General features: G+C 42.9%; 14 protein-coding genes. 12 read left to right on the top strand and 2 right to left on the bottom strand.

What is annotated here, in order from left to right; translation table 11 throughout:
* Position 1: 1 nt before the first annotated feature.
* The 7 genes from mnmE (at position 2) to ACYVE4_RS14010 (ending at position 6,686) form a co-directional block, all read left to right on the top strand.
* Positions 2 to 1,378, top strand: coding sequence for a tRNA uridine-5-carboxymethylaminomethyl(34) synthesis GTPase MnmE (gene mnmE / locus ACYVE4_RS14040; RefSeq protein WP_461040746.1), 1,377 nt, complete (start codon positions 2 to 4; stop codon positions 1,376 to 1,378).
* Between the two features lie 241 nt (positions 1,379 to 1,619).
* A complete protein-coding gene (locus tag ACYVE4_RS14035) occupies positions 1,620 to 2,180 on the top strand; it encodes a helix-turn-helix domain-containing protein (RefSeq protein WP_461040744.1) in 561 nt (186 codons plus the stop codon).
* Positions 2,181 to 2,182: 2 nt separating this feature from the next.
* A complete protein-coding gene (locus ACYVE4_RS14030) occupies positions 2,183 to 3,313 on the top strand; it encodes a tyrosine-type recombinase/integrase (protein ID WP_461040743.1) in 1,131 nt (376 codons plus the stop codon).
* Positions 3,314 to 3,322: 9 nt separating this feature from the next.
* Entirely contained in the window at positions 3,323 to 4,096 is a 774-nt protein-coding gene (locus tag ACYVE4_RS14025) for a hypothetical protein (RefSeq protein WP_461040742.1), read from the top strand.
* A 77-nt stretch (positions 4,097 to 4,173) separates the two neighbouring features.
* A complete protein-coding gene (locus tag ACYVE4_RS14020) occupies positions 4,174 to 4,521 on the top strand; it encodes a helix-turn-helix domain-containing protein (RefSeq protein WP_461040740.1) in 348 nt (115 codons plus the stop codon).
* A 2-nt stretch (positions 4,522 to 4,523) separates the two neighbouring features.
* A complete protein-coding gene (locus ACYVE4_RS14015; RefSeq protein WP_461040739.1) occupies positions 4,524 to 5,612 on the top strand; it encodes an AAA family ATPase in 1,089 nt (362 codons plus the stop codon).
* 252 nt (positions 5,613 to 5,864) lie between these two features.
* On the top strand, positions 5,865 to 6,686 hold the full coding sequence (locus ACYVE4_RS14010) for a DUF6371 domain-containing protein (RefSeq protein ID WP_461040737.1): 822 nt from the start codon (positions 5,865 to 5,867) through the stop codon (positions 6,684 to 6,686).
* A 486-nt stretch (positions 6,687 to 7,172) separates the two neighbouring features.
* Here the strand turns inward: ACYVE4_RS14010 and ACYVE4_RS14005 are convergent, their stop codons facing one another.
* Together ACYVE4_RS14005 and ACYVE4_RS14000 are read right to left on the bottom strand one after the other, a co-directional pair.
* The gene (locus tag ACYVE4_RS14005; RefSeq protein WP_461040735.1) at positions 7,173 to 7,859 is read right to left on the bottom strand and encodes a nucleotide-binding protein; all 687 of its coding nucleotides are present in this window, start codon (positions 7,857 to 7,859) and stop codon (positions 7,173 to 7,175) included.
* 686 nt (positions 7,860 to 8,545) lie between these two features.
* Positions 8,546 to 10,003 (bottom strand): sigma-54 interaction domain-containing protein, encoded by a 1,458-nt coding sequence (locus tag ACYVE4_RS14000; protein WP_461040734.1) that lies wholly within the window; start codon positions 10,001 to 10,003, stop codon positions 8,546 to 8,548.
* Between the two features lie 137 nt (positions 10,004 to 10,140).
* Between ACYVE4_RS14000 and ACYVE4_RS13995 the strand changes: the two genes are divergently transcribed.
* The 5 genes from ACYVE4_RS13995 to ACYVE4_RS13975 all read left to right on the top strand — a co-directional run bounded on the left by ACYVE4_RS13995 (position 10,141) and on the right by ACYVE4_RS13975 (position 20,359).
* Positions 10,141 to 11,364: a DUF2130 domain-containing protein gene (locus ACYVE4_RS13995; RefSeq protein ID WP_461040733.1), complete on the top strand. Its 1,224-nt coding sequence runs from the start codon at positions 10,141 to 10,143 to the stop codon at positions 11,362 to 11,364.
* Between the two features lie 38 nt (positions 11,365 to 11,402).
* Positions 11,403 to 14,876, top strand: coding sequence for a helicase-related protein (locus ACYVE4_RS13990; RefSeq protein WP_461040731.1), 3,474 nt, complete (start codon positions 11,403 to 11,405; stop codon positions 14,874 to 14,876).
* Between the two features lie 89 nt (positions 14,877 to 14,965).
* Complete coding sequence (locus ACYVE4_RS13985) at positions 14,966 to 16,333, top strand: AAA family ATPase (protein WP_461040729.1); 1,368 nt, start codon at positions 14,966 to 14,968, stop codon at positions 16,331 to 16,333.
* A complete protein-coding gene (locus ACYVE4_RS13980) occupies positions 16,314 to 17,192 on the top strand; it encodes an HNH endonuclease (protein ID WP_461040728.1) in 879 nt (292 codons plus the stop codon). The genes ACYVE4_RS13985 and ACYVE4_RS13980 overlap by 20 nt, the downstream gene beginning before the upstream one ends.
* A 65-nt stretch (positions 17,193 to 17,257) precedes the next feature.
* Positions 17,258 to 20,359, top strand: coding sequence for a DUF1156 domain-containing protein (locus tag ACYVE4_RS13975; RefSeq protein WP_461040726.1), 3,102 nt, complete (start codon positions 17,258 to 17,260; stop codon positions 20,357 to 20,359).
* Positions 20,360 to 20,376: the final 17 nt, after the last annotated feature.

Raw genomic sequence — 20,376 nt, 5'->3', positions numbered from 1 at the left:
GTTGTATCAGCTAGAACCTATTGCTGCCTTAGCTACTGCGCCGGGTATCGGTGCCATTGCCGTTATCCGCGTCTCAGGCGAAGGCGCTATTTCGCTTACTAATCGTATTTTCCGAGGGAAAGACCTCACAAAACAAGCCAGTCATACCGCTCATTTTGGTACGATCAGAAATAAAGATGGAAGTATCATTGACGAGGTTTTGATTACTGTTTTTCATACACCAACTTCATTTACCAAGGAAGACGTTGTTGAGATTTCGTGTCATGGATCGGAATTTATTATTCAGCAAATTCTCCGTCGGTTAACCCAGGAAGGTATTCGACTGGCCCGACCGGGGGAATTCACACAACGAGCATTTCTGAATGGGCAGTTTGATCTCGTACAAGCCGAAGCTGTAGCTGATTTAATTGCGTCGGATTCGGATGCCAGTCACCGAGCCGCACTCACGCAGCTTAGGGGTGGTTTCTCAAAACAATTAAAAGAACTTCGTCAGCAACTCATTGATTTTGTCGCATTGGTCGAACTAGAATTGGATTTTGGCGAAGAGGATGTTGAGTTTGCTCACCGTGATCGACTCCGGCAATTGATGGTCGATATTAGACGGGTACTTCATCCATTAATTGACTCGTTTTCAACTGGTAATGCCATTAAAAACGGCGTTCCAACGGTGATTGTTGGGAAACCGAATGCAGGTAAATCAACGCTCTTGAATGCCTTGTTGAACGAAGAAAAAGCAATCGTCTCTGATATTCCCGGTACTACCCGCGACGTTATCGAAGATGAGTTATTCATTGATGGCATTCGTTTTCGGCTTATTGATACGGCTGGTTTGAGAGAAGCGACCGACCGGATCGAGGCTATTGGGATTGAGCGAACTCAGCAGAAAATGCGAGATGCCGCACTAGTTATTTACCTTTTTGACGGAAAAAATAATAGCCCTGCGGAATTGCAGAAAGCTGTTGCAGAGGTACGTGCGTCAGATAAACCGTATCTCTTGGTTGGTAATAAACTCGATGCGCTGACAGCATCTCAGCAGACTCAGTTAGAGGAGGCCGCCGGTGAATCGATCGTCTGGATATCAGCCATCCAGCATACACATCTAGACGAACTGAAAACAGCCCTTTCCACTCGTGTTCGAACCGATTCAGCCGTGCAGACGGGCAGCGCTGTAGTGACCAACGCCCGCCATTTCGAGCATCTTACTGCTACAGATGACGCCCTAGACCGCGCCATCATCGGATTAGATAATCAGGTTACTCCCGATTGGCTAGCCATGGACTTACGGGTTGCCTTGCGACATTTAGGTGAACTGACCGGGGAAATAACGACAGATGATTTATTAGACTCGATATTTAGTAAATTCTGTATCGGAAAGTAACCGGACCTAATATACCTACTGTATTTTACTACTAAATCGTACATAGAGTCTTAAAATTAGACTTTAGATATGATTTAGGAACAGTTTAGTTAGTGGTAATATTTGTTTGTTGAGTGAATATTTGTACCTTAGATGTACCTCGGCGGCGGATTCTCTTTAAGAATCCGTTTTTTTGGCGAAATAATGGCACAAACTGACATATTCAGGCATATCTGGGATATTATATACACTTACTGATAACATGAGCTCTAACATTCGAGTCACCCGAATTTGCGAATACTGCAAGCAAAGCTTTGAAGCTCGTAAAACGACATCAAGGCTTTGTAGCGATCTATGTAGTAAGAGGGCTTATAAGGCTCGTCAGCGAGATGAAAAGATAAAGACCAGTAATGAGCAGACTCGAAAGATTATTGACAAACCTTTATTGGATTTAAAAGCTGAGGAGTTTCTTACCATAGATGAAGCCTCTCGCTTAGTACGTATCAGCCGCCGTACCCTGTACCGACTGAATGAACGAGGTGAATTACCATTTGTCAAACTAATTCGTCGTACCATTATCCGTAGGGCAGATATTGACAAACTTGTCGAACGACCTACACAATTAATGGAAGCCAGTAGACCTGATCCAGTTGCTCTCGAAAATTGCTATACACTCAAAGAGATTTTGGAGAAATACCCTATTTCCAATAAAGCCTTATACGACCTGATTCGACGTCATAACATCCCTAAACAACATAAAGGGAAGTTTGTCTATATACCAAAAATGCCGATTGACCAACTATTGACTCTTATTTCTGGGTAAGAATGATTAAAGTTAAACTCCGTAAAAAGCCGATTTCGAACGGAAGAACCAGCCTGTATCTAGATTACTACCCAGCCATTCCTCACCCTGACACGGGTAAACCGACCCGTCGTGAGTTTCTAGGTCTGTATCTGTTCAATCGGCCTAAAACACCAGCCGACAAAGAACAGAATAGCGAGACAATCGCCTTGGCTGCAACGATCCGGGCTAAACGGCAAATTGATGTTCAACTGGGTGCCTATGGCTTTCTATCAAAAAAAACGCAGAATATATGCTTTGTTGCTTACTGTGAACAGTTAACTGCTGCCCGAGTCGGCAGTAATAAAGACGGCTGGGAGAGTGCCTTACATTACCTGCGCGATTTTACGGGCGGAACGCTCAAACTGTCTGATCTGACTATAAAGAAATGCCGAGATTTTCGTACTTACATGATGCAAGCAAAGAGTCGCCGTAACGGTGAACAACTAGCTGTCAATTCTACTGTTGGTTATTTTAATAAGTTTAAAGCAGCACTTAAGCAAGCTTATAAAGATGGACTAATAAGTACTGACCTTGACGCCAAAATTGAAGGGATCAAGCCAGAAGAGACACGGCGTGAATATCTCACATTAGCAGAATTACAGGCTTTAGCCGCGACGGAGTTATCTACTCTGCCAATCCTGAAACAAGCCGCTCTATTCTCTGCCTTGACGGGTTTTCGCTACTCAGACATTGAAGCCCTGACTTGGGGGCAGATTCGGTATGACTCCCTGAACGGCTATACTATTTCTTTTCGGCAGGAGAAGACTGAAGGGGTAGAATATATGCCGGTATCAGAGCTGGCGGTATCTCTAATGGGCGAACGTTTAGGAGACAATCAACCGGCCTTCCCCGGACTTACGTATTCTGCACACTGGAACAAAATCTTGAAGCAGTGGGTGAAAGATGCCGGAATTACTAAGCCGATAACATTCCATAGTTTCCGACATACCTATGCTACTCTACAAATATCGCTTGGAACAGATATTTACACTGTTTCCAAGATGTTAGGTCATCGTGAGCTGAAGACAACGCAGATTTATGCTAAGATAGTTGATCAGTCAAAGCGCGAAGCTGCTGATCGTATTAAAATTGATTTGTTCGAATTAAAATAAATTGGGTAAATGAGTAAAGATGATTTCCTTAGTTTTTTTGTCGATCTTTTATTGATCGAGGATGAACAGATTATACAAGCGAAAATATCGGAATTATATAATGCTTCTTACAGGGTAGGTGGGACTGCCTTTGAGGAACGTGTGTTTGAAAGGATTAATGGCTTATTTGAAGAAGTTGAATATGTCTTAAACGAGCACTATAAAGATGCTTGCGAACACTATGGCCTAGATTTAGGTGATCCATATACTGATGCTTATACTGCAATACTTACCGAAGAATATAAGCTCATTTTGTTTGAAAGTCATTCATCTCGTATAACGAAAAAAATTACACACCATCTACTAAAAAAAGTTCGTAAAAGGTTGAAGAAGGCTCTTTTTAAGCTCCGTAAGGAAACAGTAGATGCTACGATTTATGAAACCTTTGCCAATGTGCCTATAGCTGAAAATGGTAATGTTATTCAGGATTTTAGTGAGCTATTTTTAAACCCTGATGATGAGCCTGTGTGTGTGATGGCCTTATATACTATTCGTCCCGAAAGGCCAGTCATCAGCATTGAAACCGGACGATGGCAGAAACGAGATGGGGCAAAAGCAGTTCTAGCAGCATGGATACGCAGAATGGAGGATTGTGATAAAATTCAATTTATTCGTCCTATATGGAGATTAGTACCTCTTCTTGAAAAGCGTTTTCCTGGACTTAATTTAGGTAAAGCGGGGCGTACCCTATCAGATCCTGATCAAAATATAGTTGAAGAATTCACCCACCTTATATTGCGTTGATTGCATTGTGCAGTCAACGCAATCAACGCAATATAACTCTCTCATTTTTGCGCCATGTTTCACTAAAACAAAAGCGCATGGCATCAGAATTTATAATTACAACTCCTTCCCAACTAAAACTACTTCTGGAAGAAGCTGTCAGGAGCGGATTAGCAAACTATCAACCTTCACTAGTACAGCAGCAGTCTGATTGCTGGTTTTCAGTTGAAGAACTGAGTGAATACTTACCAAGTAAACCTGCAATTACGACCATATACGGAAAAGTGCGACGGCGTGAGATACCACATAAAAAGATGGGAAACCGTTTGGCATTCTTAAAGTCAGAGATTGACCAATGGCTTAAAGAGCAACATCGTAAAACTAACAGCGAAATTGCTTCGAAAGCAGATCAATATCTCGCTACCACCCAAAAACGGAATAAGTAGTGATGGAGAACTATATTCCCGAAAAGGTACCAATTATTATTTCTCGACATGGAGGCATCACGATGGAGGGCCTGTTATCGGAGTTTGCTCGTAATGATAAGCTCCTACAGCAACCCAGAGAACGCATTGGCGCGTTCGTTGTACGGTCAGCAAACCATTGGATTAGTGAAGCACAAAAACATCCAACACCAAAGAAGCTCTTTGATTCCTTCTGGTTCGAAGGTGAAATCTGTATTCTATTTGCCAGTTCTAATCAAGGTAAAACAATTCTGGCTGTCCAAATTGCCGACAGTATCAGCACTGGGAGGCCTATTTCAGGATTTCAATTAGAAACCAGCGAGCAACCTGTGCTGTATTTTGACTTCGAAATGTCATTTAAACAATTTGAGGCTCGTTATAGTGAAGGAGGCAGTAAGCATTATCGCTGGTCGCATAACTTAAATCGGTGCGAGATTCATCCAGATGCTACTATGCCGGTTGGCTATTCTAGTTTTGAAGACTATCTGGTCAAATCCATTGAGCAGGCTATTGAGCACACTGGTACAAAAGTCGTTATTGTCGACAACCTGACCTATTTGGGATCCGACATGGAGACTTCAAAGGCCGCAGCCCCATTGATGAAACAATTAAAGGCGCTGAAAACCAAGTATGATCTATCTCTCCTGGTTTTGGCTCATACTCCTAAGCGCGATGCGTCAAGACCCCTTTCGCAAAATGATGTTCAGGGGAGTTCTCGACTTATCCAGTTCTGTGATAGTAGCTTCGGCATTGGAGCTAGTACACAAGCAAGCGATTTGAAATATCTCAAACAGGTAAAAGCCCGTAATGTTGCTATTGAGTATGATGCTGACAATGTAATCGTCTGCCAGATTATAAAACGGAATAGTTTTCTTCAATTTGAACGGGTAAGCAATGCTGCTGAATTTGAACACCTAAAGACTACACAACTAGTCGACAAAGCTGCAAAAAAAGAGTATGAATCTGCCCAAGTAAGGGAGCTGACATCCCAGGGTAAGAAACAACGTGAAATAGCTAAAGAAATGGGTATTTCATTATCGAAGGTGAATCGACACCTAAATACTTCTGCTTGATTTCGTTTCACTTGTTTCATTGTTTCAAATTGAAACAATGAAACAAGTGAAACAACCGCCTACTGCTACGTTTCTGTAGCTTCCACCTACAAAGATAGGTAGTGTTACAATTATTGTTGGAACTGGAGGGAAGTTGACATTCCTTGGCTGAGAGCAACTCTAACAAGCTTGTATAGGGTAGAGCGGATGTATGATACAGATATACGCTGGCTGGCGTATGTTATCTACAATTTATTCTAAAAAATTCTACTAATGGAACACGAAGAGTACTTTGAATCCGATTTAAAACCAAGATGGATGACTATGCCTCCTGGCCAGATAGATTCTAAGATAGTTTCTGCCTCATTGACAAACTATGAACGGAATAACCTATTTCTATTTATCTGCACCTTGATTGGGGAAAATGAAGCTCGCAACTTGTTTGATAGATTTCAGATAGGTACATCAGATCATTGGAATGGTGGTACCATTCTCTGGCAGATTGATCGTGACGGCGAGACGCGATTGGGGGTAATCAAACTTTTCGACCCCATAACGGGAAGACCGAAGCCAGAGACAAGCATGGTGCATCAGTTTTTGGGTCTTTATCCTTTCTCTGTGCGTCCAGCTTTGTTCGGTGAGCATCAATTGAAGCTGAAGCCAGATGCAGTTGTTGCTATCGTCGAGGATGAAATAACCGCCTTGATCGCAACCGCGTTTTACCCTGACTATGTTTGGCTGGCTAGCGGAGAAAAGAGGTTGAGTCTTGATTTTTGCCAATTCCAGCGATTATCCGGTAGGAATATTGTTGTATACCCAAATTTATCCAGTAACGGAATGGCGTTTAATAAATGGAATCGTATAGTTCGGGAAATTCAGCTGAATTTGGGCTGTCAAATTGTTGTTTCGACTTACTTGGAAGATAATGCGTCTGACGAAGAACGAGCTGCAGGATTTAGCATCGCACATTTCCTTATGCGAGACTATAAACCTGTTAGCGAAAGTGTCAAAGAAGGTTCGGCGCGAACAGAATTTAAGAGTACTCCAGTCGAAGCAATTACTCTAAATCCATCCCTTTCCTTCCAACTGAACTAAGCCATATATGAAGAATAACTTATCAGGAAAAGCATTTCTCAATCATACATTTTCTTGTACATCAATTTCTCCTGAACAGGTACAGGCCATTTTTTACGATCAACGACCTAGCTATTTGAAAAATGGGTTGTCATTCGGACAATCTGGTAAGCTGCTAGTAACCCTAAGTCTAACAGATAGATTTGAAATAATCCTTCGTAAGTACATTATAGGGGAGATTCAGGAAATCAGCTTTTTACTCAGTGAAGCTGAAATTTTTCATAAGTCTGTGCCCTCGTTGGCTTCTTCGATGTGTTTACTTGTCTTTATCTCGGTTCGTCGGTTGATTTTACAGTACGAACTTTATGAGTTGTTACCTCGCTACCAAGAGGCCAGAAACGGATTAGAGCAGTATCTGTCATATACAAACTGGAATTAACCGAAATTAAGGTAAATGGGTGTATAAAATGGCTAGGCTCAGTAGTATTTTATACACCCTCTTTGATTCTATGTTAAGATTTTGATTACTAAATCGTTAAGCTCGTCGAAAACCTGCTGCAACTCCTTTTCCGCAGTACTATCCTGGTTTCTGCCCTGGATTTCGCAAATACCTAGACCTTCTATAAAGCTTCGTTCATAAATTGACCTGTCATGGAGAACCTGTCGGAATAAATAGACACCCACTAACCCTTTTAATTTGTTGATAATTTTTACAGCGTTATTTCGCTTATCCTTGACTCTATTTATAACAATACCGATTGATACTGTCCTCTTTACAACTCGAACAGCTTTCAATAGAATAGGATAGTAGTTAATCAATGCCTCAATATCTGGTCTACTGGCTAATACAGGGATTAGGATAACATCCGACACCTTTAAACAAATCTGAGTTAACTCCTCTGATAAAAAGCCATCATCGACTAGAATAATATCGGTGTTGCCTTTCAAGTCAGCTATGTATTGTGGAAGTAATCTAGTTGGGGGATTGTAAACGTCTATGTTTTGTTGATTCCACAGACTGATATTTCTTCGTCGTGACTCTGAAGCCTTGTAGCACATTCGGTTTCTATCCATCTCAAGGATGGCGACTCGGCAGCTTCGTTTAGTAGCTAAAATTGCGAGATCCCAAGCGATACTTGATTTTCCACTTCCTCCTTTCGCCGAAGTAATAAAGATGACCACAGGTTTACCCATCCTCCTAGGTATAAAATATATATAAGTAGGTGCAAAGTTAAGGGGAAACAATTAGTAGAGCTACAAAATTCAGTGTAATTATCTGGTTATCAAAGGTCTACAAAAAAACTGAAGGTCTACAAAAAAGGTCTACAAAAAGGCCTTCGAAAAAATACGAAGGTCTACAAAAAAGCTGAAGGTCTACAAATTGAGTAACCTGAATCTATATACGTTGAGCGTGCGCAAACAGCAGCCTATTCATATATCCTCTTTTTTCTGCCAAGTAGTTATGACTGTATAAGTTTCATTGCTATGCATTACCTATAATATCGCTATAATTGAAGCTTAACGGGTCTAAACGTATATAGAAATAGAAGCTAACCGAATAGATGATCTCAGGAATTCATCAAAAAATTTAGAAATTTTTTTGGACCTAATATTTATCTGAATACGCACGAGCTGGTACCTACCCCCGTACCCGCCCCCAGTATTAGTTAGTGTTATACCTACCCCGGGTGCTTCAAAAAGTTACTTTCCAGACGTTAACCTTAAGGAAGTTAAACATACATAGTTTAACCTCTTTAGTATTAATAGCTAGGAGATATTGATACTAAAGAGGTTAGTTATACCTTTTTGATAATCTCGGGTTAAAAAAGGTTGTTGAAGGGGTAAGTTTATGATAGTGAGTTGTTTATGCTGGAACGGTATCAAGGAGCAATTCCATAATCTTTCAGCTTTTTTCTAAATGTACTTAACGATTTATAACCCACTGCTTGCCAAGCCCGGCGTTGATTACCCTTGAAAAAGTTTAGTGCTCGAATTAGCAGATTTTTTTCGACCTCTTCCCAGTTGAATGTCTCTGAGCTAGATACGCTTGGACGTGTTATTCGTGGTGGTAAATCAGCCATACTTATCTCTTCTTCAGCAAAAACGGCTAGCTGTGTAATCAGATTTAGTAGCTCGCGTACATTACCAGGGAAAGGATATCGTATAAGTTGCTCACGAGCTTCCGCGCTCAAGCGCAAGTTCTGCTTGCCAAACTCTTTTCGAACTCTTTTCAGGAAAAAATCCAAAAGGGCTCTCTTTTCAGTATCACCCCGTTGACTCAGCATTGGTATGGAGAGTTCTACTACAGCCAATCGGTAATATAAATCCCAACGAAAGTGCCCTTGTGCGCACATAGTTTCAAGATCACGATGGGTTGCTGCCAAAACTCGTACATTCACTTTTCTAGCTTTGGTATCTCCAACTGGAATAATCTCACCTTCTTGTAATACACGAAGTAGTGATTGTTGCATGTAGGGGGAAATGTCGCCGATTTCGTCTAGAAATAATGTACCTCCGTTGGCTTCTTCAAAATAGCCCTTTCGGTCCTCGCGAGCGTCGGTAAAAGCCCCTCTAACATATCCAAAGAGTCTCGACTCTAGCAACTGATCTCCCAAGGCTGAGCAGTTGACAGTTACAAAAGGACGGTCGTATCGCACGCTTTGCTGACGGATATATCGCGCTAGGTGTTCTTTGCCAGTACCACTGGCTCCATAAATCAAACAGGATACACGCTCGGCCTTAGCTACTAGACGAGCTCGTTCATAGATAGGTTTTAGACTTTCGGTAATTAAGTAATCGTCAGGAGGAGATGTGCGTTGCGTTTGCTGTTCAGCAATAATAGCTGAATAGGGTACTCGAGAAACCTCCACGCTCATTTCCAGTAGTTCAGGCTTTTTGCTCATAGTAAATATTGCCGAACGGGTTTGTAATAAGCGTGTCTGAAGATTCAGTGTTGTATGGCAGATGTACCAACTTACCTGCATTGCAGACGTTCCAGGCGAAAAAAAGATGTCAATATCACACTCCCGGTATTGTAGTAGAATGCGTTCTACTTTATTTTTTATTGATACTAGATCGATGGGATCACTCACATCTACAAAATGTGGTTCAATTACTCGATGGGGATATTTTCTCAAGATGGCTGTCTTTAATCTATCAATAGCCTGATCGCCATCAGCTTCTCGAGCTGTACTTAACAACACATGTTTTTCATAATTAGCTTGCTTATAAAACCACTCATGGAATTGCATGGTTGGACCATCTTCTTTCACATGGATCTCTCCACCTATTTTATCAAAATCATTTTTGTAGGCGTACCAGGAAATTAGTATATTCATGTAGTAAATATTGATATAATAATTTAATTTTTACTATATAAATCAGGAAAAAATTACAATAGTAGCTATATTAGCCATGTGGCATAGGGCTTGCAGGTTGAGTATATAAATCTATAACCTTCAAAACTTTTCACCTTATGTCGCATCCCATTACATGTCCCCAGTGTCAACATCATTTCGATATTGACGCCGTTCTTTCCGATCAGTTTGACGCTAAATATCGCGCTCAATATGCTCAGCGGGAGAAAGACCTAAAATTTCGCGAGCAGACATTGACTATGCAACAGTCTCAACACGAAGTGATAATTACGCAGAAAGTACAAGCCCGAGAGCGAGAACTTAAGGACCAACTTCGAAAGCAGCTAGAAAACGAGATGGCTGCTCGGCAACAGGTGATGGAAACAGAGCTGGCTACTAAATCAAGAAAAATTAGTGAGTTGCTTAGAACAGAGACCGATCTGCGTCGTAAGCAACGAGAGCTGGAAGAAGCCCAGGCTGGCATTGAAACGCAAATTGAACGGCGATTGGCTACCGAACGAAAAATCTTACAAGCCCAACTTGCCACCGAAGCAAAGCAAAAAGCACAGTTCCTTATTCAGGAAAAAGATCTGCTGATCGATCAACTTAATAAGCGAGTGCAAGATATGCAGCAGAAAATCAATCAGGGCTCTATGCAGGTGCAAGGCGAAGTTCAGGAAATATTACTGGAACAGCTACTACGGGATACTTATAGGCTTGATCATATAGAAGAGATCCGAAAGGGAGAGCTTGGAGCGGATGTTGCACAAGTCGTACGAAACCATTTTGGAAAACTATGCGGTACCATCCTCTACGAAAGCAAGCGTACGAAGCATTTTAGTGAAGAGTGGGTTAATAAACTCCGCCAGGACATGCACCAGCGGAATGCATTCATTGGCGTTTTAGTTACGGCAACTATGCCCAAAGGAGTAGAGGGTATTGACCATCGATGTGACGACAACATTTTTATCTGTACTATGGCTGATATTAAAGTACTATCCATAGCCCTGCGAGCGCAGCTAGTACAGGTAGAAGAAGTGCAAGTTATTCAAGCCAATCAGGGAGATAAAATGAAATTGCTTTACAATTACTTAACGGGACCAGAGTTTAAAAATCAATTGGTGACTATCCGAGAGGTATTTGGACAGATGCGTCGAAACCTTGATGCTGAAAAAAAACGCTCTCTAACTATATTCAGCAAGCGAGAAAAACAACTCGATACCATTTTGCATTGCCTAGCTGGTGTGGTCGGCTCCATAAACGGTATTGCAGGGCTCACCCTGACAGAATTCGACGATTACGAGGTTCTCGTTGAAGACCACCAATTGATGGAGTCTGAGTAACTGAGCTATTAATCCAATAGAATTGTTCTACATCAACCATGTTCACTTCCCAGTCACGCTCTTTACAAGTCGGGCAAATTATTAGTAATCTTGTTCCGGGCGAACCCGTTGTACTTACCAATGTACAGCCACGGGGGCAGCGAATTTCACTTCATTATACTGGTAAGCATACAGGAATGGCCAGCACCATGGTCATTACGCAACAGCGAGCTGACGAGCTAGTGATATTAGCAGAAGAAGGATCGTTTTCCTTTACAGGCGACCCGACAGGCTTTACCCTTTTTGCGGAGGCCGAACGTATTTTTTCTGCTTACCAGTTCGATCCCTTATTTGCCGTCAACTGCAGTGTAGTCGACCCGTTACCACATCAAGTAGAAGCAGTCTATAAATACTTACTTCCCCTTCCGAATATTCGGTTTCTGCTCGCTGATGATACCGGTGCAGGAAAGACAATCATGACAGGTCTGCTCATCAAGGAATTGATGACGCGTAATTTAGTAGAGCGGATTCTGATAGTGACACCAGGAGGGTTGACTCGTCAGTGGCAAGAAGATGAAATGGGATTGAAATTTAATATTCCCTTTAAGCTAGTGAACCGGGCCGCGTTTTCTGCCGATCCCACTATTTTCCAGAGCTCAAATCGGATTGTTACGTCTATCGACTTTCTACGAGGAGAAGGTGTACTTAACGTAGTACGTTCATTGCGTTGGGATTTGATCGTGGTCGATGAAGCCCATAAGCTCTCCGCATTTGATTATGGTGAGCGAAAATATAAATCGAAACGCTATGAAGCTATTCAGACGTTAGCTCAGTCTTGCGAACATCTATTGCTGCTTACAGCCACGCCACATCGAGGACGTCGGGATACCTTTCGGAATCTGCTTCAATTACTGGATGAAGATATTTTTGCAACCGACACACTCGTAACGGAGCGGGTAAGAGAATTAGGCGAAAATGGAATCAACAAATTCTTTATTAGAAGGCTTAAAGAAGACATGCGGGACTGGCAAGGCCAACCGCTATTTAAAGAACGTTTCACAAAGACTATTTTATATCGGTTGACACCAGCTGAAAAGCAGCTATATGATGGAGTAACGGCCTATCTGACCCAACAACGTGAAGAAGCTCGGCAGGAGCAGAACATCCATGTAACGTTAGCCTTGATGGTAATGCAACGACGATTGACTAGCTCAATCTACGCTATCAAACGTACATTATTACATCGTCATCAAGCCCTTCAAGGACTAATTAATGAGCTGACAAACAATCCGAATTTATGGAGTCAACGGCAACGATTGGATCCAGCTATGACTTCATTGGGACTTGACTCGATTGATGATTATGATGAATTAGATGATCGAGAGCGTGAAGGATTAGAAAATATTCTATCTGACCCGCGTAAATTTCGTCTGTTTACTACGGCCAAAAGTCCAGCTGAAATTCGTGATGAGGCTCGTCAGGTGAAAGCCTTATATGATCTTGCTGAAGCACTATATAGTTCTGAACAGGAAGAGCAGAAATTCGCAAAGTTGCGTGAATTACTCGGCTCAGAAGGTGTACGAGACCATAATGAAAAGTTAGTCATTTTTACTGAACATAAAGATACGCTCGACTATCTGGAAAAACGGCTTCAGAACAATGGTTATAGGGTAGTCACGATTCACGGAGGCAAATCGGTTGATGAACGCCGTGTAGCGCAGATTGAATTTGCCCGTGATGCTCAGATCCTGATTGCTACTGATGCAGCTGGCGAGGGGATTAACCTACAATTCTGTCGGCTCCTGATCAACTGGGATATCCCATGGAACCCCAATCGGCTGGAGCAACGTATGGGGCGGATTCATCGCTATGGGCAACAACAGAACGTAATGGTATTTAATCTGGTAGCTCAGAATACACGCGAAGGCTCAGTCATGGAACGGCTGCTTCTTAAGCTTGACGAAATAAGGAATCAAATGGGCGACGACCGAGTGTATGATGTAATCTCTGATGTGTTTGAGAATATTGGTTTAGACGATATTATTAACGCGGTATTTAATGGAGAAGAAACGACGTTTAATGAAGCCATTAGACAACAATTAAATCCGACTGTTCTTCGACAGCATATCAATGAGCAACGAAATCAGTTAGCACATAGTGGTATAAATTACAGAGAGGCAAGACAGTTAAAAGAAGAATCGGATGAAAAACGTCTACAACCTGTTTACATCCGACAGTTTTTCGAAAAAGCCTTTGCTCATATAGGGGGTACTCTTTCTGAAGAACAACCGCAGCTTTTTCGAATTACAAACATGCCGGATGAATTAGCTTCGTTGCTGCGTACCAGCTACGATATGCTGTTCAACCCTGCTAACTTATTATTATGTTTCGACAAACGCCTTTTTCTTGAACGCCAGCGGCAGATCAGTAATGTAACAAAGACCGTTTACATTAATCCTGGCAATGCCATTTTCGATGCACTAATAAAACTAATTCAGCATCAATGCCGACCTGATGCGCTTAAAGGAGCTATACTGGTATCTCCTGAAGATGCTGAACCGTTTACGGCGTTCTTGGTACAATCGCAGGTAACGTACCATCGGCAAACAGGAAACCAAACTGGTGCGACCTCGGTAGCTGATGAAAGGCTGATGCTGATCTGTGAAGCTGAAGATGGCAAGATATCCGTAACATCGGCAGCTAAACTGCTGGATTTGCTTCCACCAGCTTTATTGGCAAAGCCGGTAGAAATACCTCCCAGTGTACATACAGATGCCATAATCGATTGGAGCTTCGTACATATTACGGAACCTCAGTTAGTCGACACAGAGAATCGGATTCAACAGGATGCGATCCAACGTCGGCAGTATTTGGAAACGGCCTTTACCAATCTGATTATTCAATTGACGGCAGAAATCAGCGATTTACAGCGAAAATGGCTTTTAGGTGATAACCGCGCGCAGGATAAGATTAACCGAAAACAAGATCATATTCGACGGCTAATAGAACGTAAGAGTCAACGATTGGCCGATTTGGAATCGTTGACGAACCTAAGTCTGAAAGAACCTCAGATACTTGGCTGTGCGCGTGTCGTTCCTCTAACGCAAATGGAATTTAAGGGCCATTTCGGTATGAGTCGTGATGATGATGCTGAGCAAATTGCCATGAAAATTGCTATAAGCTTCGAAGAGGAAGCGGGACGTTTTCCAACGGATGTCTCAGCAGATAATGTAGGCTATGATATTCGCAGTGTCGATACTGATGGAATAAGACGATATATTGAAGTTAAAGGACGGAGCGTTGACGGATCTGTTATGCTTTCTGATAACGAAATGTTTCGGTTAGAGCAGCTCGGTTCATCCGCCTGGCTCTACATCGTTACACATTGTAAAAGTAGTCCTCAGCTTTTTACATTTCAGAATCCAGCAGCCACATTACGTTTCGAGAGACAGACGAAAGGCGTCCAGTATTTTCTCGCCGAAAACGAGTGGAAAAGTAAGCAGACGCAAAGCATACCTTATGTTAGCAATTAGGGAGTGATTGTCACAAATGTTCGATATTTTTGATTGTGCGATTTTGTCGAACAGTTAAAAATATCGAACAGAACCATCAAATTTGAGTAATGTATATCCGTGAAATCAATATAAAGAACATACGCTCTATTGAGCATTTCCAAATGGCCTTTCCTATTGGGAAAGAAGCGGGTTGGCACGTATTAATAGGTGATAATGGTTCAGGGAAATCAACAATTGTGCGTTCAATTGCATTGGGGTTATTGGATTACAGCGATATAGTTGCGAGTAATCAGGACTGGAACGAATGGTTAAAAAAGGAAAAACCTCTTGGTCAAATTGATTTGTCTTTATACTCAGAAGAATACAAAGACACACCGAACCACAAAGTACAAAACAGGATTACGTTTGATCGGCAAGGTTGGGAGGGAGTTTACCCAGATGCCAGAGCTGCTATCCTTGAGGTGGTTTTTCGAGGGAGAATAAGTTTTTATAGAAGTCAGAGTTCAGGTTCAGGTACCTCAACGACTACACAATACCCGACTCCAACTCCAACACCTGCGCCCCCTAAGGAACCAATAGACTACTGGTTTTCATCCGGATATGGGCCTTTTCGCAGATTTACCGGCGGTGACAGTGCTAAAGAAAAAGCCTATTCCAATAATCCTCATTTAGGCGCTCACCTTTCCGTTTTTGGTGAAGACGTTGCCTTGTCGGAGGCTCTTTCATATATCACAAATCTTTATACAAGAAGCTTGGAGTATCATACTGGCAAACTGCCAAATCGTCAAACAGATGCCCAGTTTTATGATGTCATTTTCAACTTTATAAACGACGCTAATCTATTACCTCATGGTACACAACTTTCGAACGTTACCACTGATGGAGTCTATTTTAAAGATGGCTATGGTAAAGAGGTATCCGCCATTCAAATGAGCGATGGATACAGATCTATCTTGAGCATGACATTCGAGCTTATTCGGCAATTAGTGAGAGTATTTAAGGTCGATCGAGTGTATGAAGAATTGGAAAAATATAAAAAAATAACACTTCCTGGTGTAGTGCTTATAGATGAGATAGACGCTCACTTGCATCCAACATGGCAAACGCAAATTGGCCAATGGTTCACCAAATACTTCCCTAATTTGCAATTCATTGTCACAACTCACAGCCCACTTGTATGCCGTGCAGCAGAAAAAGGAACCATCTGGAGATTAGCCGCCCCTGGTAGTCAGCAAAAATCTGGTGAGATAACTGGTGTTGAGCGTGATCGATTGATTTTCGGTAACGTATTGGATGCATATGGTACGGAAGCATTTGGGCAGGATGTGGAACGCTCAGATACTTCAAAGAATAAGTTACAAAGGCTGGCTCACCTCAGTCAATTAAATAGCTATGGGGCTATATCAGAGCCAGAAAAGAATGAGCTACAGAACCTGCGAAAAATTTTAATTACCGATGATACAACTGAGTTCTGATACGCTGTCGCAGTTAGCTATAGATCATTTAGCTTCTGTTCAGGCTCGTATAGACGGTCAGCCCGACTTTGCTGAAAAAGCGGCTCGTGCTCAAACTGAATGGGATAACAAAGCTAGTTCTAATGCAAAAAAAGTTGCTTTTGGTGAGATCAAAGAGAAGTTGATTAAGATGTGCGTTGGCGTTGAGATTTGTAATTACTGCGAAAACAATGAAGCCACCGACGTAGAACATATCTACCCGAAAAGCTATTTTCCGGGGCGCGCATTTCAATGGGAGAACTACCTGCTGGCCTGTAAAACATGCAATAGTGGCCACAAACTCGATAAGTTTGCCGTATTTTCTCCTATCGGCTCCAATACATCTATTGAACTGGTCCGAGATACGCAGCCTATTACAGACGACAGCGTAATGATTGACCCGCGTATTGAAGATCCATTGCAGTTTTTTTGGCTGGATATTGAAAACAGAACGTTTGTTCTCGACCCAAAGATTAATCTTAATACTCGCGATAAAAGTAGAGCTGAATATACGCTCAAACTTCTTGGCCTTAACAATCGCGATGCACTTGTGACGGCCCGGAAGACAGCAGCAAAATATTATCTTGACCGGCTGGAACGTTACATAAAAGCTCGTGATGCCGACACATTCGAAATACTTGAAGACTGTGTGCAAGACCCTGACTGGATAGATCAGAACCTTCCTTTGGCACAAGAAAAGCAACGAATCTGCGAGCAAATCATTTCCGATATACAAACCTATTCCCACCCAACCGTTTGGGCTGAGCTGAAACGTCAGCGAAATAACCTGCGCAAAACAGATCAGTTTTTAACTAGCGCGCCTGAAGCTCTGGACTGGTAACCGAAATCTAGATGCGCTTTAAAGCTGATAATATCCTAACGACCGTAACTACGGCCTAACAACACATGACAAATTCTTATAAGTACCTGATTGAAGTAGCCATGCCTGTGCGCGAGGTTTCGGCAGAGAGCGTTCGTGATAAATCGATTAGGCACGGCCATATTAGTACATTACACCTGTGGTGGGCACGCCGACCACTACCTGTTTGCCGGGCGGTGGTATTCGCCAGCTTGGTTCCTGACCCTGACGATGCAAATTGCCCTGCTGTTTTTCAACAAGCGGTTGATACGTTGCTTGGTCAGAAAAATAATCCAGGCGATCCATACAAGCCCTACGAAGATATTCCATATACCTCAGCGATTGACCCTGTACCTGATACGCGACGGAATCGGTTACTGACTTTTATTGGCAAGTTTTCTGATACGTTTATTGCGAACGAAAAAGCCGGCAAGAGCACCCCATCGGGCCAGCAAATCAGCGAACACAGTCTGATTAAGTGGGATAATAAAGCCAATGAGAAAATCCTTGGTATTGCCCGCAAACTCATCTGGGTATCTCATAACGCAGCCACTTCTCCCTCTCCTGTTTTAGGAGAGGGTCGGGGTGAGGTCAACGCACTCCTATCCGATTTTGACCGATACTACCAGGCCATTAAAGAAGCTGAACACGATCTATACCAAACTACGGATCGGCACCTCGATACTGACGACAGAAAACAGAAAACGGAAAACCTACAAACTGCTATCGATGCGTTTCTGGACCGAATGCCGCGCGTGTTCGATCCGTTTGCCGGCGGTGGGGCTATACCTCTCGAAGCGGCTCGGCTGGGTTGCCGTACCTATGGCAACGATATAAACCCCGTAGCACATATCATTCAGCGCGGAAGCCTGGAGTTTCCGCAACGCTACGGCAAACCAATTATTTACTCGAAAGCCGAGTTTGAAAAGCTATATGGTGCTGATAGCTACAGAACCATGCTGCAGAATGGACAGGTAAAACAGGATGGCACCGTGCACATCAAAAACCGGCTCAGCCACGACGTAGCTTTTTACGCCAAACGGCTCCTGAGCGAAGCCGAAGCAGCTGTAGGCCAGTATTACCCAGCCGTAAATGGACACAAACCCATTGCCTATTATTGGGCTCGCGTAGGTACCTGTGCGAACCCATCCTGCCGTGCTGAAGTACCGCTGTTAAAGCAGTTTTATCTCTGCAACAAACCTGATAAAAAAGTTTATTTGAAGCCAATTATTGAGGGGAAGCAGATTGATTTTGAGGTTCGAGAGGGAAGTTATAGTGCAGAGGGGTGGGTCTTGAACAGAGGAAATCTTAAATGCCCTGTTTGTGGAAATGTTACATCAAATGCCAATCTCAAAGAACAGTTTGTTAATAAAACCATTTCCCAGCGCCTTATAGCTGTTATAGAAAATGGAGATAATGGCAAATCCTATCGTTTACCCATTTTAGAAGAAATTGAATGCGCAAAAATAGAAACACCACTAGAAAAGATAAATGAAATAATCACTCCGGGGGACTCGCGTAATCTCTGGGTCACATTTTGGGGCGTGACAACTTGGGGAGACATGTTCTCTAACCGTCAACTATTGTCTCTACAAACTCTTCTAGGACTTTTAAACCAACTTAAGGAGGAATGGGGTGGAAACGGGCTAGTTCTAAACCTAACCGATTACCAAAAAGCTGTATGTGCGTACTTAGGAATCTTTATTGATAGAGTTGCCCCAATCCTCAACACTTTTGGCCGGTGGGATATAACCCGAGAAAATGTACAATCCCCGTTTGCTCGTCAAGGAATAGCAATGATGTTCGACTACCCTGAAGCTAATCCATTTGGTGAAACTACTGGAGGTGCATTGAATCAACTGGACTGGATAAATCGATACATTGAAAGCGAATGTAATAGTCCTTTTGCGGCTAAATTACAGAATGCGTCCAGTGGAGATGTGCATCAGTTTGGAGCTAAATCTTTGGATGCAGTTATCACTGATCCCCCCTACTACGATGCCATAGCCTACGCTGATTTATCAGACTTCTTTTATGTATGGCTAAAACGTACATTGGGCAATGTATTTCCTATGACGTTTGCATTGCCACAAACGCCCAAAGCCGAAGAATGTACTGCCCTTAAACATCACCATAAAGGTAGTGCCGCTAATGCAAAACAGCACTTTGAAGACAAGCTTCAAGAGATTTTCAACGCTATTGAACAGCAAACGTCCGGCGTGGTCAGTATTATGTTTGCCCACCAAAGTACGAGTGCATGGACTACACTTTGTAATTCTATTCTTGGAAGTAGGATGAATATTACGGGAAGCTGGGCCATTGATACAGAGCTTGGAAACCGTATGATAGGTATTGGTAATGCTGCCTTAGAATCTTCTGTTACAGTATCCTGTCGACCAACCGAACAGAGAGGTATTGGCGAGTTTAGGGAGGTCAAACGGGATATTGAGAAGGCTGTTCGAGAAGAGGTTCGAATCTTGACCACCTTAGGCTTTCGGGGTGCCGATTTACTCACTGCCTGCTTCGGACAAACGGTATCGGTTTTTGGGCAGTACCGGCTCGTTGAAAAACCTAATGGTGATGAAGTAACCGTCGCCGAATTGCTGGAGTTAGCTCGCGAGTCAGCCTTCAACGCTATCGTAAACGACATCGATACCGATGAATACACCCGCTTTTACTTGGCCTGGTTGCAACTCAACGGCTTTGCCGAAGCCGATCACGACGATGTTCGCCGATTGGTTCAAATGAGCCTAAGCCTCAACATCGCCGATATAGAAGGGCACCGGTTGCTACTACAAAACGGCAATCGCCAAACCCTCGCCACCGCTACTGACCGCACCTTTACGGGCCGTACTATCGGTCAAGCCGACGACAGCCCAATGATTGATAAACTCCATCAGGCTATGTTTCGCTGGGCTGGTACCGATCGTCGGTCGCTGGTGCAGTACATCGGGCAAATGGCTTCCACTCCCGAATCCCCATTCTGGCGGGTACTGGCATCGTTGTTCGAGCTGCTCCCTCGTGGTACTGCCGATCACAAGGCGGCAGAGGGATTACTGTCAAGCAGAGACAGTCTGTTGCGCGAAGCTCGCGCTATGGGGCAGGCATCGGCAGCCAGTCAAAGTACGCAGTTAGGCTTAGAATTTTAGTACCATTCCATACACCA

This window comes from Spirosoma harenae, from assembly GCF_054776975.1.
The sequence above is the reverse complement of the archived record's forward strand: the minus strand, read 5'-3'. Positions and strand labels throughout refer to the sequence as shown.